Here is a 22,142-nt window from a genome sequence, read left to right as displayed (position 1 = left end):
GAAGTACGCTGCCCCGCCAGCGCGGCGTGACGGTGAACCCGAGATGGGAACGGGCGGCATCAGATCACCCCAGCCTCCTTGGCCTTGGCCTCGTTACGCTTCTGCTCCTCGTACGTCTCGGCGAAAGCGGAATGCCCCTGCTTGTCGATCGCCACGAAGTAGAGCCACTTGCCCACCGGCGGGTCCATCGCACCCTCCAGCGCCGGTTTACCGGGGTTGTTGATGGGAGTCGGAATCAGGCCCCTCAGCTTGCGGCTGTACGGGCTCGTGGTGTCGAGCAGTTCCGACTGATTCATCTCGGCCGATGTCTTGGTCGGCTTACCGGTCAACTCCAACCAGTAGTTGACCGTGACGTCCATCTCCAGGCAGTTGCAGTTGAACTCGCCGTACACCCGGTTGTAGGCCACCCGCGCGACCTTGCCCAGGTCGTCCTTGTTGCCGGCCTCGGCCTGGGCCAGCGACGCCACGATCAACGCCTCGTACGGGCTGACGCCACCCCGCTCCTTCTGCACCCGGTCGGCGAACTTCATCTCGCCGGTCACGGAGAGGAAGTTGTCCACCATCAGCTTGAGGATGCTCTCGGCCGTGGCCTTGGGCGGGATCTCGTACGTGTCCGGGTAGAGGAAGCCCTCGATGGACTTGACGACCTTCTTGCCGTCGTCGCGCTTGAACCACCAGTCCGGGACGCCGAGCGCCTCCGGGTCCTTCGCGGCGGCCTCGAACTCCTTGACCGGGATCTTGGTCTTGTCGGAGAGCAGCTTGTAGATGTTCTTGCTGGTGCGGCCCTCGGGGATGGTCAGCCCGTTGACGATCTTGTTCTTCAGGTCGAGCATGGCCGTCACGGCACTCGCGCCGCTCATCTGCTTGCGCAGCTTGTACGTGCCCGGCTGGATGTTCTTGCTGCGCGAGTTGGCCTCGGCGGCCTCGATGAACGCCTTCTGGCTCTTCACCACGTCCGCCGCGACCAGGGCGTCGGCCATGTCGGCCAGCAACGCGCCGTTCTTGATCTCGACGGTGATCTCACCGGACCCGGCACCGTCGTAGTCGGGGGTGACGAAGTAGTTCTGGATCCGGTCGAACCCGTAGAACGCGCCGCCACCGATGCCGCCCAACAGGAGCAGGGCCATCAGCAGCGCCAGGAAGGTCTTGCCCCGGCCACCACCAGAACCGCCCTTGCGCTTACGGAAGCTGCGCCGGTGCCGGCCCTTCTCACCCCGCTCCGGCTCGTCAAACCCAAGATCCAGATCGTCGATCATTACGTCCGCCTCCGCTGCGCGTCCAGCCAGCTCTGCAGGATCTCCACCGCGGCCGCCTGGTCGACAACCGCACGTTGACGTTTACCTCGGACGCCACGTTCGGCAAGCCTACGAGAAGCGACCACGGTCGACATCCTCTCGTCGGTAAGCGTTACCGGTACGGGCGCTATCACATCGACCAATCGGTCAGCGTACGCCTTCACTCCGACCGCCGCGGGACCGTGTTTGCCGGCCAGGTTGACCGGAAGGCCGACGACAACCTCGACCGCTTGATGTTCGGCCACCAGGGCCGCGAGCTGGGCAAGGTCGCTCGGCACCGCGTCCGGCGCGGCGGTGAGATCGCGGGCGAGGGTGACCAGCGGCGTGGCCAGCACCCCGTCCGGATCCGAGCGGGACACCCCGACGCGCACCTGACCGACGTCCACGCCAATACGAACGCCCCGTGTGAAGCCGCTCACCGACGGTCACCCCTCGGCTGTCGACGAACCAGGGCGGACCGATCGGTCCGCCCTGGTCGACCATGACCGTCCATCACGCCTCGGTGATCGCCTTCTCGACGGTGAGCAGCAGGTTCGGCGCCTCGGCCGCCGGCAGGCCGCCGCCCTGGGCCAGGTCGGGGCTACCCCCGCCGCGCCCGGAGAACGCCGCCTTCACCAGGTCCGAGGCGGCCAGACCCCGACTGCGGGCGGCCGCGTTGACCGCCACCACCAGCGACGCCTTGCCGTTCGCGCGGGCCGCCACCGCGACCACCGCCGGCCGCGCCGGGTCGATCTTGCCGCGAATCTCCTGCGCCAGGGTCCGTACGTCGTTACCGGCCGCGCCCTCCGGCGCCTCGGTGCCCACGTACGCCACCCCGCGCACATCCTTGGCCTGCGCCGCGAGCGCCGCCGCGCCACCCAGCACCAACTGGGCGCGCAGCTTCTCCAGCTCCTTCTCCGCGTCCCGCAGCTGGGTCACCGTCTGCTCCACCCGGTCGGCGACCTGGTCGTTGGGCACCCGGTACAGCTCGGCCAGCCGGGAGACCAGCAGGTGCTCCTTGGCCAGGAAGCCGAAGGCGTCCATGCCGACCAGCGCCTCGACCCGGCGGACACCGGAGCCGATGGACGACTCGGAGAGGATCTTCACGAGACCGAGCTGGGCCGAGCGGGCCACGTGCGTGCCGCCGCACAGCTCGCGGGCGTAGTCGCCGACCTCGACGACCCGCACCTCCTCGCCGTACTTCTCGCCGAACAGCGCCATCGCGCCGATCCGCCGCGCCTCGTCGAGCGAGGTGATGAAGGCGTGCACCTCCAGGTCGGCCAGGAGCACCTCGTTGACCTGCTGCTCCACGTCGCGCAGAACGGTAGGCGACACACCCGTCGGGGTGTTGAAGTCGAACCGCAGCCGACCCGGGGCGTTCAGCGAACCCGCCTGGGTGGCCGACTCGCCGAGGAAGTTGCGCATGGTCTGGTGCACCAGGTGGGTGGCCGTGTGCGACCGGGAGATCGCCCGCCGCCGGGTGGTGTCGATCTCGGCGTAGCCGGTGTCGCCGGGGTGCACCTCGCCCCGGATGACCCGGGCCCGGTGCACGATCAGGCCGGGCACCGGCTGCTGCACGTCGAGCACCTCGACCTGACCGTCGCCGACGGTGATGATGCCGTGGTCGGGCTGCTGGCCACCGCCCTCGGCGTAGAACGGGGTCGTGTCGAGCACCAACTCGACGGTCTCACCCTCGGTCGCCGCCTGACGCGGGCCGTCGGAGCCCAGCAGCGCCCGCACCCGCGACTCGCGGGCCACCTCGCTGTAGCCGGTGAACGTCACCGGGCCACCCGCGTCGAGCACCGACCGGTACGCCGACACGTCGGTGTGCCCCGTCTTGCGGGCCTGCGCGTCCGCCTTCGCCCGGGTCCGCTGGTCGGCCATCAGCCGGCGGAAGCCCTCGTCGTCGACCGTGAGGCCCTGCTCCGCCGCGATCTCCAGGGTCAGGTCTATCGGGAAGCCGTACGTGTCGTGCAGCTGGAACGCCTTCGCCCCGGACAGCGCCGTGCCGCCCGCCGTGCGGGTCTCGGCGATCGCGGTGTCCAGGATCGTCGTCCCGGCGCGCAGCGTCGACAGGAAGGCTTCCTCCTCGGCGTACGCGTACTGCGCGATCCGGTCGAAGTCGGTCGCCAGCTCCGGGTACGACGGCGCCATGCAGTCCCGCGCGACCGGCAGCAGCTCCGGCAGCGCCCGGTCCTGCCAGCCGAGCAGTCGGATCGACCGGATCGCCCGGCGCATGATCCGGCGCAGCACGTAGCCACGGCCCTCGTTGCTCGGGGTCACGCCGTCGCCGATCAGCATCAGCGCGGTCCGTACGTGGTCGGCGACCACCCGCAGCCGGATGTCGTCCGGGTGCGACTCGCTGGCCACGTGCCCGGAGTGCGCGCCGTAGCGCTTGCCGGTCAGCTCGGCCGCCCGGGCGAGGATCGGCCGGACCTCGTCGATCTCGTAGAGGTTGTCGACGCCCTGCAGGATCGAGGCCATCCGCTCCAGGCCCATGCCGGTGTCGATGTTCTGCGCCGGCAGGTCACCCAGGATCGGGTAGTCCTCCTTGGTGGTGCCCGGACCGCGCTCGAACTGCATGAACACGAGGTTCCAGTACTCCATGTAGCGGTCCTCGTCGACCGCCGGGCCGCCCTCGCGGCCGTACTCCGGGCCCCGGTCGTAGAACAGCTCCGACGACGGACCGCACGGCCCGGGAATGCCCATCGACCAGAAGTTGTCCGCCTTGCCCCGGCGGACGATCCGCTCGGCCGGCACACCCACCGACCGCCAGATCTCGTACGCCTCGTCGTCGTCGAGGTAGATCGTCGGCCAGATCCGCTCCGGATCCAGCCCGTAGCCACCCTCGGCGATCGGCTTCGTGGACAACTCCCACGCCAGCGGGATCGCGCCGGCCTTGAAGTAGTCACCGAAGGAGAAGTTGCCGTTCATCTGGAAGAACGTGCCGTGCCGGCTGGTCTTGCCGACCTCGTCGATGTCCGGGGTGCGCAGGCACTTCTGCACGCTGACCGCCCGCCGGTACGGCGGGGTCTGCTGGCCCAGGAAGTAGGGCACGAACTGCACCATGCCGGCGTTGACGAACAGCAGGTTCGGGTCGCTGATGGCGGGCAGCGGAGCGGACGGCACCACGGCGTGGCCGTTCGCCTCGAAGTGCGCGAGGTACCGCCGCTTGATCTCCGCCGTCTTCATCGCTGGTGTTCCTCCGGAAAAATGTCTCGATCGCCGATCCGCGGGGACTCCCGCAGCTCGGCGAACTGGTCATCGAACGCCTCACCCTGGGCGAACGCCTGGTGGATCTCCTGCTCGCGCTCGGCCATCCCGATCCGGACGTCCTCCACGAAGCTACGCAGCGATTCCACCAGGCCGCCAGCGGATTCCGACAACGAGCTGGCGATGCCGGCCGGGGTGTACGCCTGCGCGGTCCGGGTCGCCTTGCGGACCACGATCACGCCGACGGCCACGCCGATGCCGAGCCAGAACAACCGCCTCATGTCCTGCTACCTCCTGCTGGCCCGGCCGGTCAGCGGTTGCCGCGCCGGGCGGCCCGCCGCTGCTGCTTGATGGTGTCGCGCACCTCGCGCTCGGTCTCGGCGTGCCGGCGGCCGGCGGCGGCCTTGCGCACGCCGTAGCCGAACGCGGCCACCTTGACCAGCGGGTTCGCGGCCGCGGCGGAGACCACGGTGGCGAGGTTGGCGACGTTGGCGGTGACGTTCTGGGCGTGGCTGGTCATCGTGTCAACCTTGGCCAGCTGCAGGTTCACGCCGTCGAGCGAGGTCTGCACCTGCTCCAGGGCGACGTTGACGTTCTTCACCGTGGTGTTCACGTCGCCGAGCAGCGGCGCCGTCCGATCGTTGAGGTCGTTGATCATGCGCGTGGTGGCGTCCACCGTGTGCCGCAGCCGTAGGATCGGCAGCGTCAGGATGAGCACCAGCACCGCGAACGCGCACGCCGCGATCAGCGCCGCGACCTCTAAAATGTCGCCCACGCGTGTCCCTCCTCAAGCAGATTTCCGCCGGACCCGACGTCCCCGGAACGCACAACCTGGCGCCCACCGAACCCACCGAGCCGTCGCCGGTCGCCGGGCACGGGCGGGCCCGCCAGCCCCAGACCCTACCGTCCGTGATGGAGAGCGGCTCAGGACGGTGAGGGTGTCACGTCGCCCAGCGGATCTCCGCTGACCGTCGGGAACGGGTCCTCTCCGGTCAGTGACGGATCGGTGCTGGGCTGCGGCCTGGTCCGCTCGTCGTCGATCGCGTTGCGCACCTTCACCGACACCAACGAGCCGGTGCACTCCCCCGCAGCGGCCGACGGCTCCGGAGACGGCACGATCGCCGGCTCCCCGTCGACCGGCGGCGGTACGCAGGCCGGCGCCCGTACCCACAGGTCGAGGGTCAGCTCGTCCTGACGCCAGCACGTGTAGCTGCCCTTCGTCTCCTGCTCCGGGCAGCGGCTCACCTTCCACGGTCGCCAGCCGTCCTGGCGCAGCGCGTCCTCGTAGACCTTCGCCGTCTCCTCCGGCGACTTCTCCGAGGTGACGGTGCGCTCGCGCAGCCGGCAGTCGAGCAGGCACCAGCGGCTGCCGCTGACGTCGTCGACCGTCTTCGTCGCGGCCCACGCGGGCACGGCGAGCTGGTCCAGGTTGTCGAAGACCGGGTCCCGGCTCAGCGTGCGGACGCCGAAGAAGAGCGGTACCGCGCCGAGCAGCACGACGCTGACCAGCGCCAGGACGGCCACCCGCAGCCGGCGTCGTTCGCGCGACTGCCGGCGTACCTCGGAACGGGCGCCCGGGGCGTCGTCGTCGGCGGACGCGTCCTGGCCGGCCGCGCGCAGTGCGGGCCCGTCGGCCGGTTCGGCGACCGGCGCGGTCGCGGTGGGCACCACGACGGCGGCGCGGGCCACACCGACCGGCTCGCCGGGCCGGCCGGACGGTGGCACGGGAGCGACACCGCTGGGCTCGGGCCGGCCGGCCTCGCGCGGCGGCGGCAGGGCACGGCCCGCGGCGCGGTCCGCCGGTCGCGGGGCGGCGGCACGCGCGGCCACGGGTGACCCGGGGCCGGCGTGCTCGGCGCCCGCCCGGTCGTCGCCGACGGGCGGCTGCCCGACGCCCGGCGGGCGGACGGCGGCGCGAGCCGGACCGTCCGGACCGGCGCCCGGCGGGACGGCCGCACGGGCCGGGCCGTCCGGACGGGGCCGGGCCGAGCCGGGGCGGGGCGGGGTGTCCGGGCCGACGCCCGGGCGCACCGCCGCACGAGCGGGACGATCCGGATCGACGCCCGGCGGCACTGCGGCACGGGCCGGGGCGTCCGGGCCGGCACCTGGGGGCACGGCGGCGCGAGCCGAGCCGTCGGGGCGAGCGGCACCCCGCTCGGGCATGCCGGCGCCGGGACGGGGTGGACCGTCGGGACCACGGCGACCGGCGCCGGAGACCGGCGCCTCGCCGGGCGCGGGTCGGGCCCGCCCCCCGGGCGGTGCGGAGCGGGCGCCCCGGACGGGAGCGGGCCGCCCGCCGCCGGCGGGGCCGGCATACGGGTCGTCGCCGCGGTCGTCGGCCGGCCCGGGACGACCGGTGGGTCCGTCGGGGGCGGAGTCGGCCGGCGGGCGGCGGCGTCGGTTGATCGGATCCGCGGCGGCCCCCGGAGCGGCCCGACGGCCGACGGGCCGCTCGCCGGTGACCGGCGGATGAGGCACGGAACCGCTCGGCTGCTCTCCGGTGGGGTCTGGCCCGCCGGGCCGGGCGGCCCGGCGGCCGGTGGGAGCGCCCGCGCCCGGGTCGGCCGGTGGCCCGACGGGACGACGGCCGGCGGTGCGTTCCGCGGCGGGATCGGGTACGGCGAGTGGGCCACCGGAGCGATCGGTCAGATCACCGGCGGGCGGCGGGGCGGTACGGCGGCCGACGGGGCGGTTCGCGGTCGGGGCCTGCGCATCGCCACCTCTGCGGTTGACCACCGGCAGACCGGGGTCGGTGTGCGGCAGCCGGCCGGCCTGACGCAGCCAGTCGGCCGGCCGCTCCGGGCGGTCCGCCCGCGGCTCACCGCCGGTCGGCACGCGTCGGCCCTGGTCGTCGGGGACCGCTCGACGGCGGCCGGTGCCGTCGGTGGACGTGACGCTGGCGGACCCGGCGCTGGCGGACCCGGCGCTGGTGGGCCCGGCGTTGGTGGGCCCGGCGCTGGTGGGCGCGGTGGACGCCTGCGGCATCGGTGGGGCGTTGCCCGAGCGGGGCACCACCGGCGCGTCCGGTTCGGCGGCACGGCGGTGACCACCCCCGGCCGGGCGGGCGTGACCCGCGGGCTCCGGCGCTCCCGGGTCGACCGGGCCGGGACGACGCCGGGCCGTGCGCGGGTCATTGTCGATCGCGGGGTCGGCTCGCAGCCCGTCGGCGACCTGCCGCGCGACGCCGGGCGGCGGCCCGCCGAACCGGCCCGGACCGGCCGCGGTGGGTGGCCCGGCGGGTCGCGCCGGATCGGGAACGGGTCCCGTCGTACGTCGGCCGGCGGCCAGGTCGTCACCGGTCAGCGGCCGGCCGCTCCCGGTCGGGTCGGGCCGGGGTCGGCGGCCCGGCGGCACGGCGTCCGGCCGGCGCAGTGGCGGCATCGCTTCCGCCCGGCCGGTCGGGGCGGCGGCATCCGGGCGGTGGCCGGCCGGGGCGCCCGCAGCCGCTGGCCCTCCGGGCGGGCCGGACGGTCCCACGGTCGGACGCGGTCGGGCCGGAGCGCCGCTGGACGGGCGGGGCCCGGGAGGGCTCGCCGGGTCACCGCCGCCCGGGCGAGCGGCGGGCGGCGCGGCGGCGCGGGGGCCGGTGCCGGGAACCGGCTGGGCGCCACGCGCCGCCGGCGGGCCCGCGACGGCGCCGGCGGGCCCGGTGGCCCGGACGCGGTCGGCAGGTGGGCGGTCGGAGTGCTCGCGGTCGGCGGGCGGGCGGGCGTCCGGGCGGCGACCCGGCGGGGGCGCCTCTCCCGGCCAGGGGCCGTCGACCGGGCGGCGCGCTCCGGCGGCCTCCGCGTCCGGGCGGCGTGGGCCGGGCGGCGCGTCCGGCGGCGCCGACGCGCCCCCGCGCGGCGGCACGGGCTCGGCCGGGGCCCCGTCCGGGCCCAGCTCGCCGCGTTGCTGCTTGGCCGAGCGCAGGTCGTCGATCCAGCCGAACTCCTCGCCGGCCACCGGCTCCTCCGGCTCGGCCTCGGCTCGGCCTCGACCCCAGCGGCGGCCCTTCGCGCGGGGATCACGCCGCTCGTCCGGGCCCTCGTCGGGACGGTCCGCACCACGCGATCTCACTGTTGACCCTCTCCTGCGGCGTCAGTGCCGCTGTCCTGCTTCGTGCGGGGACCGCCCGCGTCCGTGGCCGGCTTGCCGTTCCGACCGACAAGCGCCGGGGCGGGCTGCGGTGTTACCGGTGACCCGGCGGTCGGGGCCGCCACCGACGGGCCCGCTGTCGCGGGCGAGGAGGCGGTCGGGGTTTCCGGGCGGGCGGGCGGGGCCGGCAGCCCGCGGACGATCCGGCGCAGCACCGGCAGCCGCGTCGACACCGACCGTTCCGCCCCGTGCGGGCTGGGCTGGTAGTAGTCGACGCCCACCAGGTCGTCCGGGACGTACTGCTGGGTGACCACGCCGCGCTGGTCGTCGTGCGGGTAGCGGTACCCGGTGCCGTGGCCCAGCCCTCGGGCGCCGGCGTAGTGCGCGTCCCGCAGCCCACGGGGCACCGAACCACCCCGGCCGGCCCGCACGTCGGCGATGGCAGCGCCGATCGCGGTGGTGGCCGAGTTCGACTTCGGCGCGGTGGCCAGGTGGATCACCGCCTGCGCCAGGTTGAGCTGCGCCTCGGGCAGACCGACGTACTCCACGGCGTGCGCGGCGGCGGTGGCCACGCTCAGCGCGGTGGGGTCGGCCATGCCCACGTCCTCGCTGGCGAAGATGACCAGCCGTCGGGCGATGAACCGGGCGTCCTCCCCCGCCACCAGCATCCGGGCCAGCCAGTGCACGGCGGCGTCCACGTCCGAGCCGCGCATGCTCTTGATGAAGGCGCTGACCACGTCGTAGTGGGCGTCGCCGTCGCGGTCGTAGCGCACCGCCGCCACGTCGACCGCCTGCTCGGCGGTGGCCAGGTCGATGCGCCCGGTGCCGAGCGCCGTGGCCGAGGCCGCCGCCGCCTCCAGCGCGGTCAGCGCCTTGCGGACGTCACCGGCGGCGAGTCGGACCAGGTGGTCCTCGGCGTCGGTGGTCAGGGCGAGCGTGCCGCCCAGGCCGCGCTCGTCGGCGACCGCGCGGCGCAGCAGGCCGCGTACGGCGTCGTCGTCGAGCGGTTGCAGGGTGAGCAGCACGCACCGCGACAGCAGGGGTGAGATGACCGAGAAGTACGGGTTTTCGGTGGTCGCCGCGAGCAGCGTGACAGTGCGGTCCTCGACGGCGGCGAGCAGTGAATCCTGCTGGGTCTTGCTGAACCGGTGCACCTCGTCGATGAACAGCACCGTCTGCGGGCCGCCCGAGCGGCGCTGGCGACGGGCCGTCTCGATCACCGCCCGGACGTCCTTGACCCCGGCCGAGAGCGCCGACATGGCGACGAAGCGGCGGTCGGTGGCGCCGGCCACCAGGTGCGCGATGGTGGTCTTGCCGCTGCCGGGCGGCCCCCAGAGGATGACCGACAGGGGGGCACCGCCGGAGACCAGTTGCCGCAGCGGCGCGCCGGGGGCGAGCAGGTGGTCCTGCCCGATCAGCTCGTCCAGGCTCGCGGGCCGCATGCGGACGGGCAGGGGCGAATCGTCCGCTACCGGAGTGAAGCCGTCGACACCGGCGGGACCCTCGGGCGCGCTGCGCGGCCCGGTGGGCGCACCGAGGGAGAAGAGAGCGTCGGACTCCATCACGAAGACAGTACCGGGCCCGACCCGCGACGCCGGAATCGCGCTGCGGGCCGGGCCACCGCTGATCGGTCTCGGTCAGCCACGGCCGGGACGACGGCCCCGGTACCAGCGGCCGCCGCCACCGCCGCGCGGGCCGCTGCCGACGCCGGCCAGGTAGAGCGAGAGCAGGAGCAGGCCGATGAGCACGAGGGTGTTCCAGTTGAACAGGTCGGGGGCGCCGAAGTCGGTGTTGAGCAGGTCGAGCAGCAGGGCGAAGCCAAAGACGATGGCCGCGAGAATGGCGAGCATGTCGGTCCTCCGGTGGGGGTTCCCAGTAGGTCGGCGCGTGATGTACCCAATCGGTCGACTCGCCAATCTCCACCGTGGAACAGCACGCGGGCTGCCGGACCCGGCGCGGTCGCCCGTACGGCGGCTCCTAGGCTGACCGTCATGATCATCGACGACCAGGCGCTCCACGACCGGGCCGCCATCCTGGCCGCCGCCGGTGACCACCCGTTCGTCAGGCACTCGCTCTCGCCGGGCGTGCCGGCGCGCGGCTACCGGCGCGACGGCGCCGTGCTGTGGTTGCTGCCGCCCGAGCGCGGGCTGGGCGCGGACGCCATCGGCCCCACCGAGCCGGTGCTGGAGATCTGTGCCGCGCTGGTCGCCGACGGGGTGCTGCGGCCGGAGCATCGAATGCACCTGCCCCGGCTCGACCCCGCCCTGGTGGCGGGCCGGCTGGCGGTGGCCGAGTTCGTCGACTGGGACTTCCACTGGACCACCGTGGCGCCGCCGACGCAGCCGGACGAGCAGCGGGTCGTACGTCTCACCGACGCCGACCGCCCGGCGCTTGCGGCGCTGGTCGACGAGGCGTTCCCGGACACCACCACGCGCCCGGGCGATCCACGGGTCATCGACTGGTACGGCATCCGGGCCGGCGACCGGCTGGTGGCGTGCGGCGCGGACCGCAGCCGGGGCGACGTCGGTTTTCTGGCCGGCCTGACCGTCGCCCCCGACCAGCGCGGCCGGGGGCTGGGCGCGGCGCTGACCGCCGGCATGACCCGGGCGCTGCTGGCCCGGCACGACACCGTCGGGCTCGGCGTCTACCCGGACAACGTCAAAGCGGTGCGGCTCTACCGCCGGCTCGGCTTCGCCGACACCCTGTCCCGCACCGCGATCCGCCTCGGCTGAGGCCGCTCATCGACACCGGGCGTCGATGAGCGGCCCTCGCTACCGGTCGGCGGGTACGGGGACCACGGTCGGCTCGCTGGAGGGAGCGGGCCGACGGTCGGCCAGCCAGGCGGGCAGGTAGAGCGGCGCGGCGACGGCCAGCACCACCGCGCCGACCACCATCGCGGCGCTGACGCTGACGGCGGCGGCGATCGCGGTCAGGACCACCCCGCCGAGGGCGGCGGCCGGCTGCGCCATCATCGAGTTCAGCGAGAGCACGCTGGTCCGGTACGGGCCGTCGACCTGGCGGTGCAACAGACCACTGTGCAGCGGATTCGACGCGCCGTGCACGGCGTAGCAGGCCAGGTAGGCCACCAGCACTCCGACCGGCCCCGCGAACAGCCCCATCCCGACCACCGTGACGCCCTGCAGGATGCGCAGCAGGGCCGCGCCCCAAGGCGCCCCGAACCAGCGCAACAGCAGCGGGGTCAGTGCCGCGCCGGCCGCATTGGCGATCCAGGCCGCCGAACTGGCCGGCCCGAGCAGCGCGGCGGCCCGTTCCGGGTTGCCGATCACCTCGGCGAGCCGCACCGGCAGCAGCGACTCGAAGGTGACCATGCCGAAGCCCCAGAACAACTCCACAGCCACCAGGGCGAGCAGCACCTGGGAACGCCGCAGCAGCCCGAGCGCCTGGCCGATCATCCGGGGCGCCTGGACGACCGATGCGCGCACCGCCGCGACCCCGGTGGCTGGCCGCTCTTCGACCAGCAGGACGAGCAGCGCGGCCAGCGCGGCCGCCTGGGCGACGATCGCGGCCAGCACCGGCACGGTGAGCGCGCTGACCGGCCCGAGCGGGCCCAGCGCGACCAGGCCACCACTGAGCAGCGCGCCGCCGCCGATGGCCACGCCGACGACGGTGCCGGCGTACCCGAGGCCCCGCTCGTACTCGGCCTGCGGGTCGGCGGCCAGGGTGGCGTCGACGTACCAGGATTCCAGCGGGCCGCTGTCCAGTGCCCGGTAGACGCCCTGCAACGCCCAGACCAGGAAGAACAGCGCGAACGAGTCGGCCACCGCGAAGAGCGCCAGCGAGGCGAGGTTGAGCGCTCCGGCGGCGAGCAGGACGGGTCGGCGACCGAGGGCGTCGGCGAAGCCGCCGGTGGGCAGCTCCAGCGCGAGCACCAGCAGCCCCTGCGCGGTGCCGACCAGGCCGATCTGCGGCAGCGACAGGCCGCGCTCCTGCATCAGCAGGATCATCACCGGGATCATCAACCCCGTGGGGAGCCAGCGCAGGCCGTAGAGGGTGAGGTAGCGACGCCGGACCTGGCGTACGGTCAGCGCGCTCACGACGCCACATCCATTCGCGACTGCGGGGCTCGCAAACCCGGCTCACTCCTCGCGCTCACGACGCCACATCCATTCGCGACTGCGGGGCTCGCAAGCCCGGCTCACTCCTCGCGCTCATCGGGGGCCGTCCAGCAGCGGGTAGGCGGCCAGGAAGACCTGCACCGGGCGGGCCTGCGGGTCGGCGGGCTCGGCCGTGTCGACCGGCTCGGCCTCCCGGCGGTACCGCTCCAGCACCTGCCACACCTCCGCCTTGAGCGCCTCCAGCCGCTCGGGCGGGATGGTCATGAAGATGTCGCCCATGCCGAAGGCGTCCCGCCAGGCGGGGGACCATTCGTGCTGGGTGGCGAACCAGCGGTCGGCGTGCTCGACGAGAAGACGCACCTGGTCGCCCTGGATCCACTCGATCGCGGCACGGGCGTCGGGGTCGTCGTCGAAGTCGCTCGGCTCCCAGCTCGTCACGTCGTGCGCGGCCTGCCACCAGCGCTGCCGTCCGCTGCCCCGGTCGGGATCCTCGGTGACCAGCCCGACCTCGGCGAGTTGGCGCAGGTGGTAGCTGGTCGCGCCGGTGTTGGTGCCGAGCAGCTCGGCGAGGGTGGTGGCGGTGGCGGGCCCGTTCACCCGCAGGGCTCCGATCAGCCGCATCCGCAGCGGGTGCGCGAGCACCCGGACCTGCCGCTTGTCGATCCGCACCTCCCGCGGGGTGGGCCGCGGGATCGCTTCGTCGTTCTTCATGGCTGCACACTATCTCTGCACACTTGCCGTGCACAATAGTTGTGCATAGGAAGTGTGCAGGACATCAGGCCAGGAGTTCGCGCACCCCGCGCAGCCGCGTCCGCAGCAGACCGGCGGCGCGGCCGGAGTCGAGGCGTACGTCGCCGGGCCGGACCACGCCAGCGGCGGCGGCCGTGGTGGTCTTCAGGCCCGTCGCGTCCAGACCGAACCGCTCGGCGACCAGCAGACCCAGCTCGGCCCGGCTGACGGCGTCCGCGCCGGCCACGTTGAGCAGTCCGGCGTACGACGAGCCCGCCAGCTCCAGCACGGCGTCGGCCAGGTCGCTGACGTCGATCGGGCAGCGGAACTCGTCGGTGAACAGGACGGCCCGACCGGCGAGCGCGTCCCGGCAGAGCTCGATCTGCTTGCTGCCCTCCCCCAGGATCAGCGAGGTACGCACCAGCGCCGCACCGGGGTCGATCGCTCGTACGGCGGTCTCCGCCGCCGCCTTCGCGGCCCCGTACGCGTTGACCGGGCTGGGCGGGTCGTCGTCGGCGTACGGCGTGGGACGGCCGCCGTGCAGCGCGTCGCTGGACAGGTGCACCAGCCGGGCCCCCACCTCGGCGCCGGCGAGGGCCACGTGCGCGGCCCCGTCGGCGGTGACCGTCCAGTCGTCGTACCGGTAGGGGGTCGCGACCACGGTGTCCGGCCGCACCTCGCCGACCAGCGCGCGCACGGCGGCGCGGTCGGTCACGTCCAGCCGCCGCCCGACAACACCAGACACCCCGACGGACCCGGAGTGAAACGTCCCCACCACCGAGAACCCGGCGCTGACGCCCCGCCGACAGACCTCCCGACCCAGAAACCCGCTACCCCCGACAACAAGCACCCGCATCCCAGCCCACTCCCCCACCGACGATCAAGAGGTTTGCGTCATCTCGCGGGGCGATGATGACGCAAACCTCTTGATCACCCAAGCAGGGGCCGGGGGGTACGGTCAGACCGGGTCGGCTACCGGGGCTGCCGGGCCGGCCGTGCCGGCGTGGGCCGGCGGCTGCGGCTTGGGCTTGGCGTCGATGCCGGCCTCGGCGCGCTGCTGGGCGGTGATCGGGGTCGGCGCGCCGGTCAACGGGTCGAAGCCGCCACGGGTCTTCGGGAACGCGATGACCTCACGGATGGAGTCCGCGCCGGCCAGTAGCATGCAGACCCGGTCCCAGCCGAACGCGATGCCGCCGTGCGGCGGTGCGCCGTACTTGAACGCCTCCAGCAGGAAGCCGAACTTGTCCTGCGCCTCCTCGGGGGTGATGCCGAGCAGGTCGAACACCCGCTTCTGCACGTCGCCCCGGTGGATACGGATCGACCCGCCGCCGATCTCGTTGCCGTTGCAGACGATGTCGTACGCGTACGCCAAGGCGCGGTCCGGCGCCTCCTCGAACCGGTCCACCCACTCCGCGTTCGGCGAGGTGAACGGGTGGTGCACAGCCGTCCAGCCACCCTCGTCGGTCTTCTCGAACATCGGCGCGTCGACCACCCAGCAGAACGCCCAGGCGCTCTCGTCGATGAGGCCGGCCCGCTTGGCGATCTCGACGCGGGCCGCGCCCAGCAGCTCCTGCGCCTCGCGGGCGTTGGCGCTGGCGGCGAAGAAGACCGCGTCACCCGGCTTGGCGCCGACCGCGTCGGCGAGCCCGCCCAGGTGCTCGGCGGACAGGTTCTTGGCCACCGGGCCGCGCGCCTCGCCGGTCTCGGCGTCCAGCACCACGTACGCCAGGCCCCGCGCGCCGCGCGCCTTCGCCCAGTCCTGCCAGCCGTCCAGCTCCTTGCGGCTCTGCGCCGCGCCACCGGGCATCACCACCGCGCCCACGTAGCCGCCCGCGTCGATCGCCCCGGCGAACACCCGGAACTCGGTGCCGCGCAGGTAGTCGGTCAGCTCGGTCAGCTCCACGCCGTAGCGCAGGTCCGGCTTGTCCGAGCCGTAGCGGGCCATCGCGTCGTGCCAGGTGATCCGCGGGATCGGCCGGCTGATCTCGTGCCCGGCCAGGTCCTTCCACAGCGCCGAGACGATCGCCTCGCCGAGGTCGATCACGTCGTCCTCGGTGACGAACGACATCTCGATGTCGAGCTGGGTGAACTCGGGCTGCCGGTCGGCGCGGAAGTCCTCGTCGCGGTAGCAGCGCGCGATCTGGTAATACCGCTCCATGCCGCCGACCATCAGCAGCTGCTTGAACAGCTGCGGCGACTGCGGCAACGCGTACCAGCTGCCGGGCTGGAGTCGCACGGGCACCAGGAAGTCGCGGGCGCCCTCGGGCGTCGAGCGGGTCAGCGTCGGGGTCTCGATCTCCAGGAAGTCCCGCTCGTGCAGCACCCCCCGGGCGAGGTGGCTGGCGCGCGAGCGCAACCGCAGCGCGTTCGCCGGGCCGCTGCGGCGCAGGTCCAGGTAGCGGTACCGCAGGCGGAGGTCGTCACCGGCCTCGACCTGGTCGTCCACCGGGAGCGGCAGCGGCGCGGCCTCGGAGAGCACCTCCAGCTCGACGGCGGTCACCTCGACGTCGCCGGTGGGCAGCTCCGGGTTCTCGTTGCCGGCCGGCCGGCGGGTCACCTCGCCGGTGACCTTCACGCAGAACTCGTTGCGCAGCGCGTGCGCGTCCTCCTCGCGGAACACCACCTGGACCACGCCGGAGCCGTCGCGCAGGTCGACGAAGATGACGCCGCCGTGGTCACGCCGGCGGGCCACCCACCCGGCGAGCGTCACCGTCGAGCCGGCGTCCGCGGCGCGCAGGCTTCCGGCATTGTGGGTACGGATCACGGCTGGCAACTCCTCATCGTGGAACAGTCCTCACCCGCATTCTGTCAGGGGTGGCCGGCCCCGCTCGGGGGCACCCGGCAGGCCGGCACGATTCGCAGGTGAGCAGGCGGCAGGCCGCGCGCTGCGCCGGTGGGCAGCCTGACGAACCCGGCTCGCCGGGCCGTCGCGCCGGTTAACGTGGCCGAATGCGCGCCGTACCAAACTGGGGCGTCGCCACGGCGGTGGCCGCGCCGGTGCTGCTGGTCGGCGGTTGGACGGTCGCGGGCGCCCGGCAGCCGGCCGGGTACGACCCGGTCCGCGACACCATAAGCGAACTGGCCGGGCACGACGCCACCGACTCCTGGATCATGATCACTTGTCTGCTGCTGCTCGGCGGCTGCTACCTGGCGATCGCCGCGGTGCTGCACGCGGCCGGGCTGCCCAGCCGCTTCCTGCTCGCCGTCGGCGGCGTGGCGACCATCGCGCTTGTCGCCTTTCCCCGGCCGGCGGTCGGCGGCTCCCTCAGTCACGGCGTCGCGGCCACCGTCGCGGTCCTGGCGCTGGCGCTCTGGCCGGCCGGGTCGGCGCTGCGGCTGCCGCGTGGCCCGGACGCCGCACATCCGCGAGCCCCGCAGCCGCCCTGGGCGTTTCGGCGGGGCGTGGCGCTGAGCGCCACGATCGTGCTGCTCGCCCTCTTCGGCTGGTTCGCGTTCGAGGTGACCAGCGGATCCCGGACCGGCCTGGCCGAACGGGTGACGGCGGTGGGCGTGTCACTCTGGCCGCTGCTGGCGGTCCTCTCCGCCCGACGGGCGCACCTCGCCTGGGCCACCGACGGCGCCACGCCGCTGGGGCCCGCCCTGCCGACGACCGGTGTCGTACCCCCGGATCCCCTGCTTCCCACGGACGGGCCGGATCGCCTCGCCTGAGGCGGCGCGGGCGCCGGGGCGGACGGCCCACCCCCGGACGCGCGGCGCGGGCCGCCGGAGGACTCCGGCGACCCGCGGGCGGTGAATCGATCAGAAGACGCTGACGCCGTAGACGCTCAGGGCCTCGGTGACGGGCTGGAAGTAGGTCGTCCCGCCGCTGCTGCAGTTACCGCTACCGCCGGAGGTGAGGCCGAGCGCGGTGCTACCGGAGAAGAGCGAGCCACCGCTGTCGCCACCCTCGGCGCAGACGTTGGTGCGGATCAGGCCGGAGACCGAGCCCTCGGCGTAGTTCACCGTGGCGTTGGTCGCGGACACCGAGCCGCTGCGCAGGCCGGTGGTGCTGCCGGAGCGCTGCACCGACTGGCCGACCGACGCGTTGCCGGCGCCGGTGATGTCCCGGTAGCTGCCGTTGTAGAGGTAGACGTTGCCGGCGGCGTTCGCGGAGTTGTTGTGCCGCACGATGCCGTAGTCGTTGCCCGGGAAGCTGGTGCCGGCACGGGTGCCCAGCAGACTGGTCTGGCTGGAGTTCGAGTACCAGTTGGTGCCGAGGTTGGTGCAGTGCCCGGCGGTCAGGAAGTAGTAGGTGCTGCCGCTGCGCACGTTGAAGCCGAGCGAGCAGCGGTAGCCGCCGGTGTAGATGGCCTGGCCACCCGAGATGCGGGTGCTGAGCACGCCGGCCTCGGCCTCGACGCGTACCGCGCCGTTGGCGCGCGCGGCAGCGGCCTTGACCCGCTCCAGCTTGGCGCCGGTGACGGTGCTGTCGACGGAGACGACCACCTGGTTGGTGATCGGGTCGCTCCACCAGGCGGTGCCCGGGATCTTCGCCGAGCGCTCCAGCTCGGCGGTGGCCCGGTTCAGCTCGGCGGCGCCGCGGGTGACGTACCGGACGCTCGCTCCGGCCTTGCTGACCGTGCGGGCGGCGGCGGCGTCGGTCACCGTGACGACGGTCTTGCCGCTGGCGTCGATGTACGAGCCGGCGGAGCGGTCGCCGAGCTGAGCGGAGAGGGCGGCGGCGGCGTCGGGCGAGGCGGCGGGGGCGGCCTGGGCGGGTGCGCCGATGAGCGAGCCGACGACCAGGGTTCCGCTCACGGCAACAGTCGCCGCAACGCGGAATGAGGACCTCGTGGGTCGCATGTAACAAACCTCCTGGGCGGGGGAGACGGGTCTGGCCGGGGGTGGCTGACCCGAGGGGCGACCCGGCCGATCTGCGAGAACCGGCCGAGTGAACAGAAGTATTCACATACTTAAGATCATTGACAAGACCTGGTTTCGCCCGAATTCGTCGACCCGCGCCAGTCACACCGCCGCAACACCGCGGACACGTTCGCGGGCACCTGCCGTCACAGCCCTGAGGACCGCCGGATCCGTTTCGGACACCACTCGCCGTCCGACGCCGTTGACGCCACAACCCCCGCCGCCGGATCACCACGGATCGGGCCGCACGGCGGACGAGCGGGCAGCGGCGGCCGGCGCGGACGGCGGCGGCGCGGACGAGCGGGCGGCGTCAGGGGGTACGGCGGCGCGCGCCGGGACCCGGGCGGGGCAGCACGTCGCGGGGATCATCCACCGGGTGCCCCTCGGCGCAGCGCAGCTCGACGCGAACCGGGGCGCCGCAGTCGCGATGCCCCACGCTCAACGGCGAGCCCTCGGCGTCGGCCAGGTACCGGTCACCCCACCCGAGCACGGCGACCAGCACCGGCCAGAGGGCCAGGCCCTTCTCCGTCAGCCGGTACTCGTGGCGCAGCCGGCTGCCGGGCTCCCGGTACGGCTCACGACGCAGAACGCCCCGCTCGACGAGCACCGCCAGCCGGTTGGTGAGAACCTGGCGCGGAATACCGGTGCGGACCCGCATGTCGTCGAAGCGCCGCACGCCGCTGAACACCTCGCGCAGCACCACCATGGTCCACCGCTCGCCGAGGATCTCCATCGCGCGGGCGATGGTGCAGTTCTCCACCGACCAGTCCAGTGCCCCGGGTCTCATCCGACCAGGCTAGGTCTCATTGACAGACTCAGCAACGTCCTGCGACGCTGCGTCCATGACACAGACCCAGGAGCCGGCGCGCAGCCGTACCTTCACCTGGTCCGACCCGGCGGCCAACGCCGCGCAGGTCGGTCGGCGCAGCGGCATCGACCTGCTCCGCGCGATGATCGCCGGAGAACTGGCCGCACCCCCGGTGATGCACCTGATCGACATGGCCCGGATGGAGGCCGACGAGGGTCGGGTCGCCGTCGAGCTGGTCCCCCAGGAGTTCCACTACAACCCGCTGGGCACCGTCCACGGTGGCGTCATCTCGACCCTGCTGGACACCGCCGCCGCCTGTGCCGTGCACACCACGCTGCCCGCCGGGGTCGGCTACACCTCGCTGGACCTGAACGTGAAGTTCCTGCGCCCGGTCACCGTCGACAGCGGCACGCTGCGCTGCGAGGGCACGGTGCTGCAACGCGGTCGCCGCACGGCCCTGGCCGAAGCCCGCCTCACCGACGCGAACGCCCGCCTGATCGCCCACGCGACAAGCACCTGCCTCCTGTTCCCCCTCCCCCCAACCCCCTAACCCCCCCACCGCCCCACCGCCCCACCACCCCAAACGGCGGGTTGATCATGAAGTTATTGCCCGCCTCGTCGGCGTGTCGCGGCAATAACTTCATGATCAACGGAGTGTGGCGGGTGGGGGCGCGGGGTGGGGTGGGGTGGGGGTGGGGTTGGGTTAGCGGAGGGCTAGGCGGGCTGCTCGGGCGTCGCGCTTTTCTTCGAAGCGAGCCGCCGCGTTCTCCAGGGCCTCCAGCTGGGCCGCGAGCTGTTCGCGGGCGGCTTCGCCGTCGGCGTCGAGGCCGGTCACGTTGAAGACGTCCCACTGGCGCAGCACCGGCTGCAACACCTCGTCGCGGTGCTGGCGCAGGTCGTAGATGCCCGCGAGGGCGATCGCCACCGACTTGCGGGCGAAGCCGTCGATGCCGTTGCCGGGCATCTGGAAGTTGGCCACCACGTCGGCGACCGCCCGCATGGCCTGGCTCGGGGCCAGCTCGAACGCGGCGGCGAGCAGGTTGCGGTAGAAGACCATGTGCAGGTTCTCGTCGGCGGCGACCCGGGCCAGCAGCGCCTCGCAGGCGGGGTCGCCGGTGGCCTTGCCGGTGTTGCGGTGCGAGATGCGGGTGGCCAGCTCCTGGAACGAGACGTACGCCAACGAGTGCAGCACCTCGTCGTCGTGCACGTTGACGTAGCCCGCGGACATGTGGGTCATCCGGGCGCGTTCCAGCGCCACCGGGTCGACCGCCCGGGTGACGGTCAGGTAGTCGCGGATGGCCGTGCCGTGCCGGCCCTCCTCCGCGGTCCACCGGTGCACCCAGGTGCCCCACGCGCCGTCTCGGCCGAACAGGGTGGCGATCTCGTGGTGGTACGAGGGCAGGTTGTCCTCGGTCAGCAGGTTGACGATCAGCGCGGTACGGGCGACGTCCGGGATGGTCGAGTCGGTCGGCGACCACGCCTCACCATTGAGCGGCCCGTCGAACGTGCGACCCTCGCTCCACGGCACGTACTCGTGCGGGAACCACTCCTTCGCCAGCGAGAGGTGGCGGTCCAGGTTGCGCGCGACGACCGGCTCCAGCTCGACGAGCAGGGCGGTCTGGCTCAGTGTCGTGCTCACGGTCACGAGTAACTCCCTACGGTGGCGTAACTTACGCTACCGTAGGTCCCCGCGGCCGTCCGCGCCAGTCGTGACACTCAACCGACCTTCGGCTTCAGGTCCTCCCGGGGCGGCGCCCACTCCCTCGCGTCGGCCGTGACCTGCTCACCCGAGCGGATGTCCTTCACCTCGTCCGGAGCGCCGTCGGCCCCCGGAAACCAGACGTACGGGATGCCGCGCCGCTCGGCGTAGCGGATCTGCTTGCCGAACTTCGCCGCGCTCGGCGACACCTCGGTGGCGATGCCCCGCCGGCGCAGCGCCGACGCGATCCGGCCACTGGCCGAGCGCTGCTCCTCGTCGGCCACGGCCACCACGACACAGGTGGGCACCGAACGGGAGACCGACAGCTCCCCCGCGCCGAAGAGCAGCCCGAGCAGCCGGGTCACGCCGATCGAGATGCCGACCCCGGGGTACGAGGTGGCGCCGGCGCTGGCCAGGTTGTCGTACCGGCCGCCGGAGCAGATCGAGCCGAAGCGCTCGTAGCCACGCAGCTGGGTCTCGTAGACGGTGCCCGTGTAGTAATCCAGGCCACGGGCGATGCGCAGGTCCGCCACGCAGAGGCCGGGCGAGTGCTCGGCGGCGGTGTCCACCACCCGGACCAGCTCCTCGACGCCCTCGTCGAGCAGCGGGTCGCTCACCCCGAGCGCCCGGATGGCGTCGGCGAACGAGGCGTCCGGGGCGGAGATCTCGGCCAGCGCCAGGCACGCCTTGGCCTGCGCCTCGCTCGCCCCGGCGGTCTCGGCCAGCAGTTCGGCCACCTTCGCCGGGCCGATCTTGTCGAGCTTGTCGACGGTGCGCAGCGCCGCCTCCGGGTCGGTCACCCCGATGCCGCGGAAGAAGCCCTCCCAGATCTTGCGGTTGTTGACCTGGATGGTCACCGGCGGGATGGGCAGGGCGCGCAGCGCGTCCCCGATGACCAGCGGCATCTCCGCCTCGTGGTGCGGGGCCAGGGTGTCCCGGTCGATGATGTCGATGTCGGCCTGGACGAACTCCCGGTAGCGGCCCTCCTGCGGCCGCTCACCCCGCCACACCTTCTGGATCTGGTAACGACGGAACGGGAAGTGCAGCTTGCCGGCGTTCTCCAACACATACCGGGCGAACGGCACGGTCAGGTCGAAGTGCAGGCCGAGCTGGTCGTCGCCACCGGATCCCTCGGCGTCGGCGTGCAGCCGCCGGACCACGTAGACCTCCTTGGAGGTCTCGCCCTTGCGCAGCAGCTGGTCCAGCGGCTCCACGGCGCGGGTCTCCAGCGGCGCGAACCCGTACAGCTCGAAGGTGTCCTGGATCCTGCCGAGCACGAACTGCTCGATCATCCGCTGGCCGGGGGTCCACTCCGGGAAACCGGAGATGGGCGTGGGCTTGCTCATCGGCGTACTCCTTGCGATCCCGCGCCCGCGGCGCGGTGGTGTCGTGGGTCCGCGCGC

The 22,142-nt window shown here is 73.3% G+C and carries 19 protein-coding genes; 3 read left to right on the top strand and 16 right to left on the bottom strand.

Features of this window, described 5'->3' with window-relative positions; all coding sequences use genetic code 11:
* Positions 1-59 precede the first annotated feature (59 nt).
* The 8 genes from mltG to ACFYPH_RS15585 form a co-directional block, all read right to left on the bottom strand.
* On the bottom strand, positions 60-1,256 hold the full coding sequence (mltG, locus tag ACFYPH_RS15620; protein ID WP_354862947.1) for an endolytic transglycosylase MltG: 1,197 nt from the start codon (positions 1,254-1,256) through the stop codon (positions 60-62).
* Positions 1,256-1,714, bottom strand: coding sequence for a Holliday junction resolvase RuvX (gene ruvX, locus ACFYPH_RS15615; RefSeq protein WP_354862946.1), 459 nt, complete (start codon positions 1,712-1,714; stop codon positions 1,256-1,258). The genes mltG and ruvX overlap by 1 nt, the downstream gene beginning before the upstream one ends.
* 73 nt (positions 1,715-1,787) lie before the next feature.
* Entirely contained in the window at positions 1,788-4,466 is a 2,679-nt protein-coding gene (alaS, locus tag ACFYPH_RS15610; RefSeq protein ID WP_354862944.1) for an alanine--tRNA ligase, read from the bottom strand.
* On the bottom strand, positions 4,463-4,768 hold the full coding sequence (locus tag ACFYPH_RS15605) for a hypothetical protein (RefSeq protein WP_354862942.1): 306 nt from the start codon (positions 4,766-4,768) through the stop codon (positions 4,463-4,465). The genes alaS and ACFYPH_RS15605 overlap by 4 nt, the downstream gene beginning before the upstream one ends.
* 29 nt (positions 4,769-4,797) lie before the next feature.
* Positions 4,798-5,262, bottom strand: coding sequence for a DUF948 domain-containing protein (locus ACFYPH_RS15600; protein ID WP_354862941.1), 465 nt, complete (start codon positions 5,260-5,262; stop codon positions 4,798-4,800).
* Between the two features lie 149 nt (positions 5,263-5,411).
* Positions 5,412-6,107, bottom strand: coding sequence for a hypothetical protein (locus ACFYPH_RS15595; RefSeq protein WP_354862952.1), 696 nt, complete (start codon positions 6,105-6,107; stop codon positions 5,412-5,414).
* Between the two features lie 2,435 nt (positions 6,108-8,542).
* Positions 8,543-10,126, bottom strand: coding sequence for an AAA family ATPase (locus ACFYPH_RS15590; RefSeq protein ID WP_387182220.1), 1,584 nt, complete (start codon positions 10,124-10,126; stop codon positions 8,543-8,545).
* Positions 10,127-10,201: 75 nt separating this feature from the next.
* Entirely contained in the window at positions 10,202-10,414 is a 213-nt protein-coding gene (locus ACFYPH_RS15585) for a hypothetical protein (RefSeq protein ID WP_007458297.1), read from the bottom strand.
* Positions 10,415-10,555: 141 nt separating this feature from the next.
* On the opposite strand from ACFYPH_RS15585, the gene ACFYPH_RS15580 reads away from it, so the two are divergent.
* A complete protein-coding gene (locus ACFYPH_RS15580; protein WP_354856044.1) occupies positions 10,556-11,296 on the top strand; it encodes a GNAT family N-acetyltransferase in 741 nt (246 codons plus the stop codon).
* 39 nt (positions 11,297-11,335) lie between these two features.
* On the opposite strand, the gene ACFYPH_RS15575 is transcribed toward ACFYPH_RS15580, so the two are convergent.
* From ACFYPH_RS15575 to aspS, 4 genes are all read right to left on the bottom strand, one after another.
* Positions 11,336-12,619, bottom strand: a complete 1,284-nt coding sequence (locus tag ACFYPH_RS15575) for an MFS transporter (protein ID WP_387182216.1) — start codon at positions 12,617-12,619, stop codon at positions 11,336-11,338.
* A gap of 114 nt (positions 12,620-12,733) precedes the next feature.
* On the bottom strand, positions 12,734-13,351 hold the full coding sequence (locus ACFYPH_RS15570; protein ID WP_387182213.1) for an ArsR/SmtB family transcription factor: 618 nt from the start codon (positions 13,349-13,351) through the stop codon (positions 12,734-12,736).
* A gap of 64 nt (positions 13,352-13,415) precedes the next feature.
* Complete coding sequence (locus ACFYPH_RS15565; protein ID WP_387182210.1) at positions 13,416-14,225, bottom strand: SDR family oxidoreductase; 810 nt, start codon at positions 14,223-14,225, stop codon at positions 13,416-13,418.
* A 102-nt stretch (positions 14,226-14,327) separates the two neighbouring features.
* A complete protein-coding gene (aspS, locus tag ACFYPH_RS15560) occupies positions 14,328-16,133 on the bottom strand; it encodes an aspartate--tRNA ligase (protein ID WP_355065763.1) in 1,806 nt (601 codons plus the stop codon).
* 185 nt (positions 16,134-16,318) lie between these two features.
* On the opposite strand from aspS, the gene ACFYPH_RS15555 reads away from it, so the two are divergent.
* Complete coding sequence (locus ACFYPH_RS15555; RefSeq protein WP_387182207.1) at positions 16,319-17,038, top strand: DUF998 domain-containing protein; 720 nt, start codon at positions 16,319-16,321, stop codon at positions 17,036-17,038.
* Between the two features lie 90 nt (positions 17,039-17,128).
* Here the strand turns inward: ACFYPH_RS15555 and ACFYPH_RS15550 are convergent, their stop codons facing one another.
* Together ACFYPH_RS15550 and ACFYPH_RS15545 are read right to left on the bottom strand one after the other, a co-directional pair.
* A complete protein-coding gene (locus ACFYPH_RS15550; RefSeq protein WP_354856038.1) occupies positions 17,129-18,172 on the bottom strand; it encodes a S1 family peptidase in 1,044 nt (347 codons plus the stop codon).
* Positions 18,173-18,542: 370 nt separating this feature from the next.
* Complete coding sequence (locus tag ACFYPH_RS15545; protein WP_363942194.1) at positions 18,543-19,019, bottom strand: helix-turn-helix domain-containing protein; 477 nt, start codon at positions 19,017-19,019, stop codon at positions 18,543-18,545.
* A 55-nt stretch (positions 19,020-19,074) separates the two neighbouring features.
* Here ACFYPH_RS15545 and ACFYPH_RS15540 point away from each other — a divergent pair, with 55 nt between their 5' ends.
* A complete protein-coding gene (locus ACFYPH_RS15540) occupies positions 19,075-19,590 on the top strand; it encodes a PaaI family thioesterase (protein WP_354856036.1) in 516 nt (171 codons plus the stop codon).
* Between the two features lie 153 nt (positions 19,591-19,743).
* Here the strand turns inward: ACFYPH_RS15540 and ACFYPH_RS15535 are convergent, their stop codons facing one another.
* Together ACFYPH_RS15535 and hisS are read right to left on the bottom strand one after the other, a co-directional pair.
* Positions 19,744-20,685, bottom strand: a complete 942-nt coding sequence (locus ACFYPH_RS15535) for an acyl-ACP desaturase (protein WP_354856035.1) — start codon at positions 20,683-20,685, stop codon at positions 19,744-19,746.
* Between the two features lie 71 nt (positions 20,686-20,756).
* Positions 20,757-22,085: a histidine--tRNA ligase gene (hisS, locus tag ACFYPH_RS15530; RefSeq protein ID WP_387182202.1), complete on the bottom strand. Its 1,329-nt coding sequence runs from the start codon at positions 22,083-22,085 to the stop codon at positions 20,757-20,759.
* Between the last annotated feature and the right edge of the window lie 57 nt (positions 22,086-22,142).

Origin of the sequence: Micromonospora sp. NPDC005252 (genome assembly GCF_042872475.1) — a bacterium.
GTDB lineage: Bacteria > Actinomycetota > Actinomycetes > Mycobacteriales > Micromonosporaceae > Micromonospora.
The sequence above is the reverse complement of the archived record's forward strand: the minus strand, read 5'-3'. Positions and strand labels throughout refer to the sequence as shown.

Bases quoted from the DNA above. Each gene is read 5' to 3' on its own strand.
- ACFYPH_RS15585 (WP_007458297.1), bottom strand. From the start codon at position 10,414: ATGCTCGCCATTCTCGCGGCCATCGTCTTTGGCTTCGCCCTGCTGCTC.
- hisS (WP_387182202.1), bottom strand. From the start codon at position 22,085: ATGAGCAAGCCCACGCCCATCTCCGGTTTCCCGGAGTGGACCCCCGGC.
- ACFYPH_RS15580 (WP_354856044.1), top strand. From the start codon at position 10,556: ATGATCATCGACGACCAGGCGCTCCACGACCGGGCCGCCATCCTGGCC.
- ACFYPH_RS15570 (WP_387182213.1), bottom strand. From the start codon at position 13,351: ATGAAGAACGACGAAGCGATCCCGCGGCCCACCCCGCGGGAGGTGCGG.
- ACFYPH_RS15550 (WP_354856038.1), bottom strand. From the start codon at position 18,172: ATGCGACCCACGAGGTCCTCATTCCGCGTTGCGGCGACTGTTGCCGTG.
- ACFYPH_RS15555 (WP_387182207.1), top strand. From the start codon at position 16,319: ATGCGCGCCGTACCAAACTGGGGCGTCGCCACGGCGGTGGCCGCGCCG.
- ACFYPH_RS15565 (WP_387182210.1), bottom strand. From the start codon at position 14,225: ATGCGGGTGCTTGTTGTCGGGGGTAGCGGGTTTCTGGGTCGGGAGGTC.
- mltG (WP_354862947.1), bottom strand. From the start codon at position 1,256: ATGATCGACGATCTGGATCTTGGGTTTGACGAGCCGGAGCGGGGTGAG.
- ACFYPH_RS15590 (WP_387182220.1), bottom strand. From the start codon at position 10,126: ATGGAGTCCGACGCTCTCTTCTCCCTCGGTGCGCCCACCGGGCCGCGC.
- ACFYPH_RS15545 (WP_363942194.1), bottom strand. From the start codon at position 19,019: ATGAGACCCGGGGCACTGGACTGGTCGGTGGAGAACTGCACCATCGCC.
- alaS (WP_354862944.1), bottom strand. From the start codon at position 4,466: ATGAAGACGGCGGAGATCAAGCGGCGGTACCTCGCGCACTTCGAGGCG.
- ACFYPH_RS15540 (WP_354856036.1), top strand. From the start codon at position 19,075: ATGACACAGACCCAGGAGCCGGCGCGCAGCCGTACCTTCACCTGGTCC.
- ACFYPH_RS15605 (WP_354862942.1), bottom strand. From the start codon at position 4,768: ATGAGGCGGTTGTTCTGGCTCGGCATCGGCGTGGCCGTCGGCGTGATC.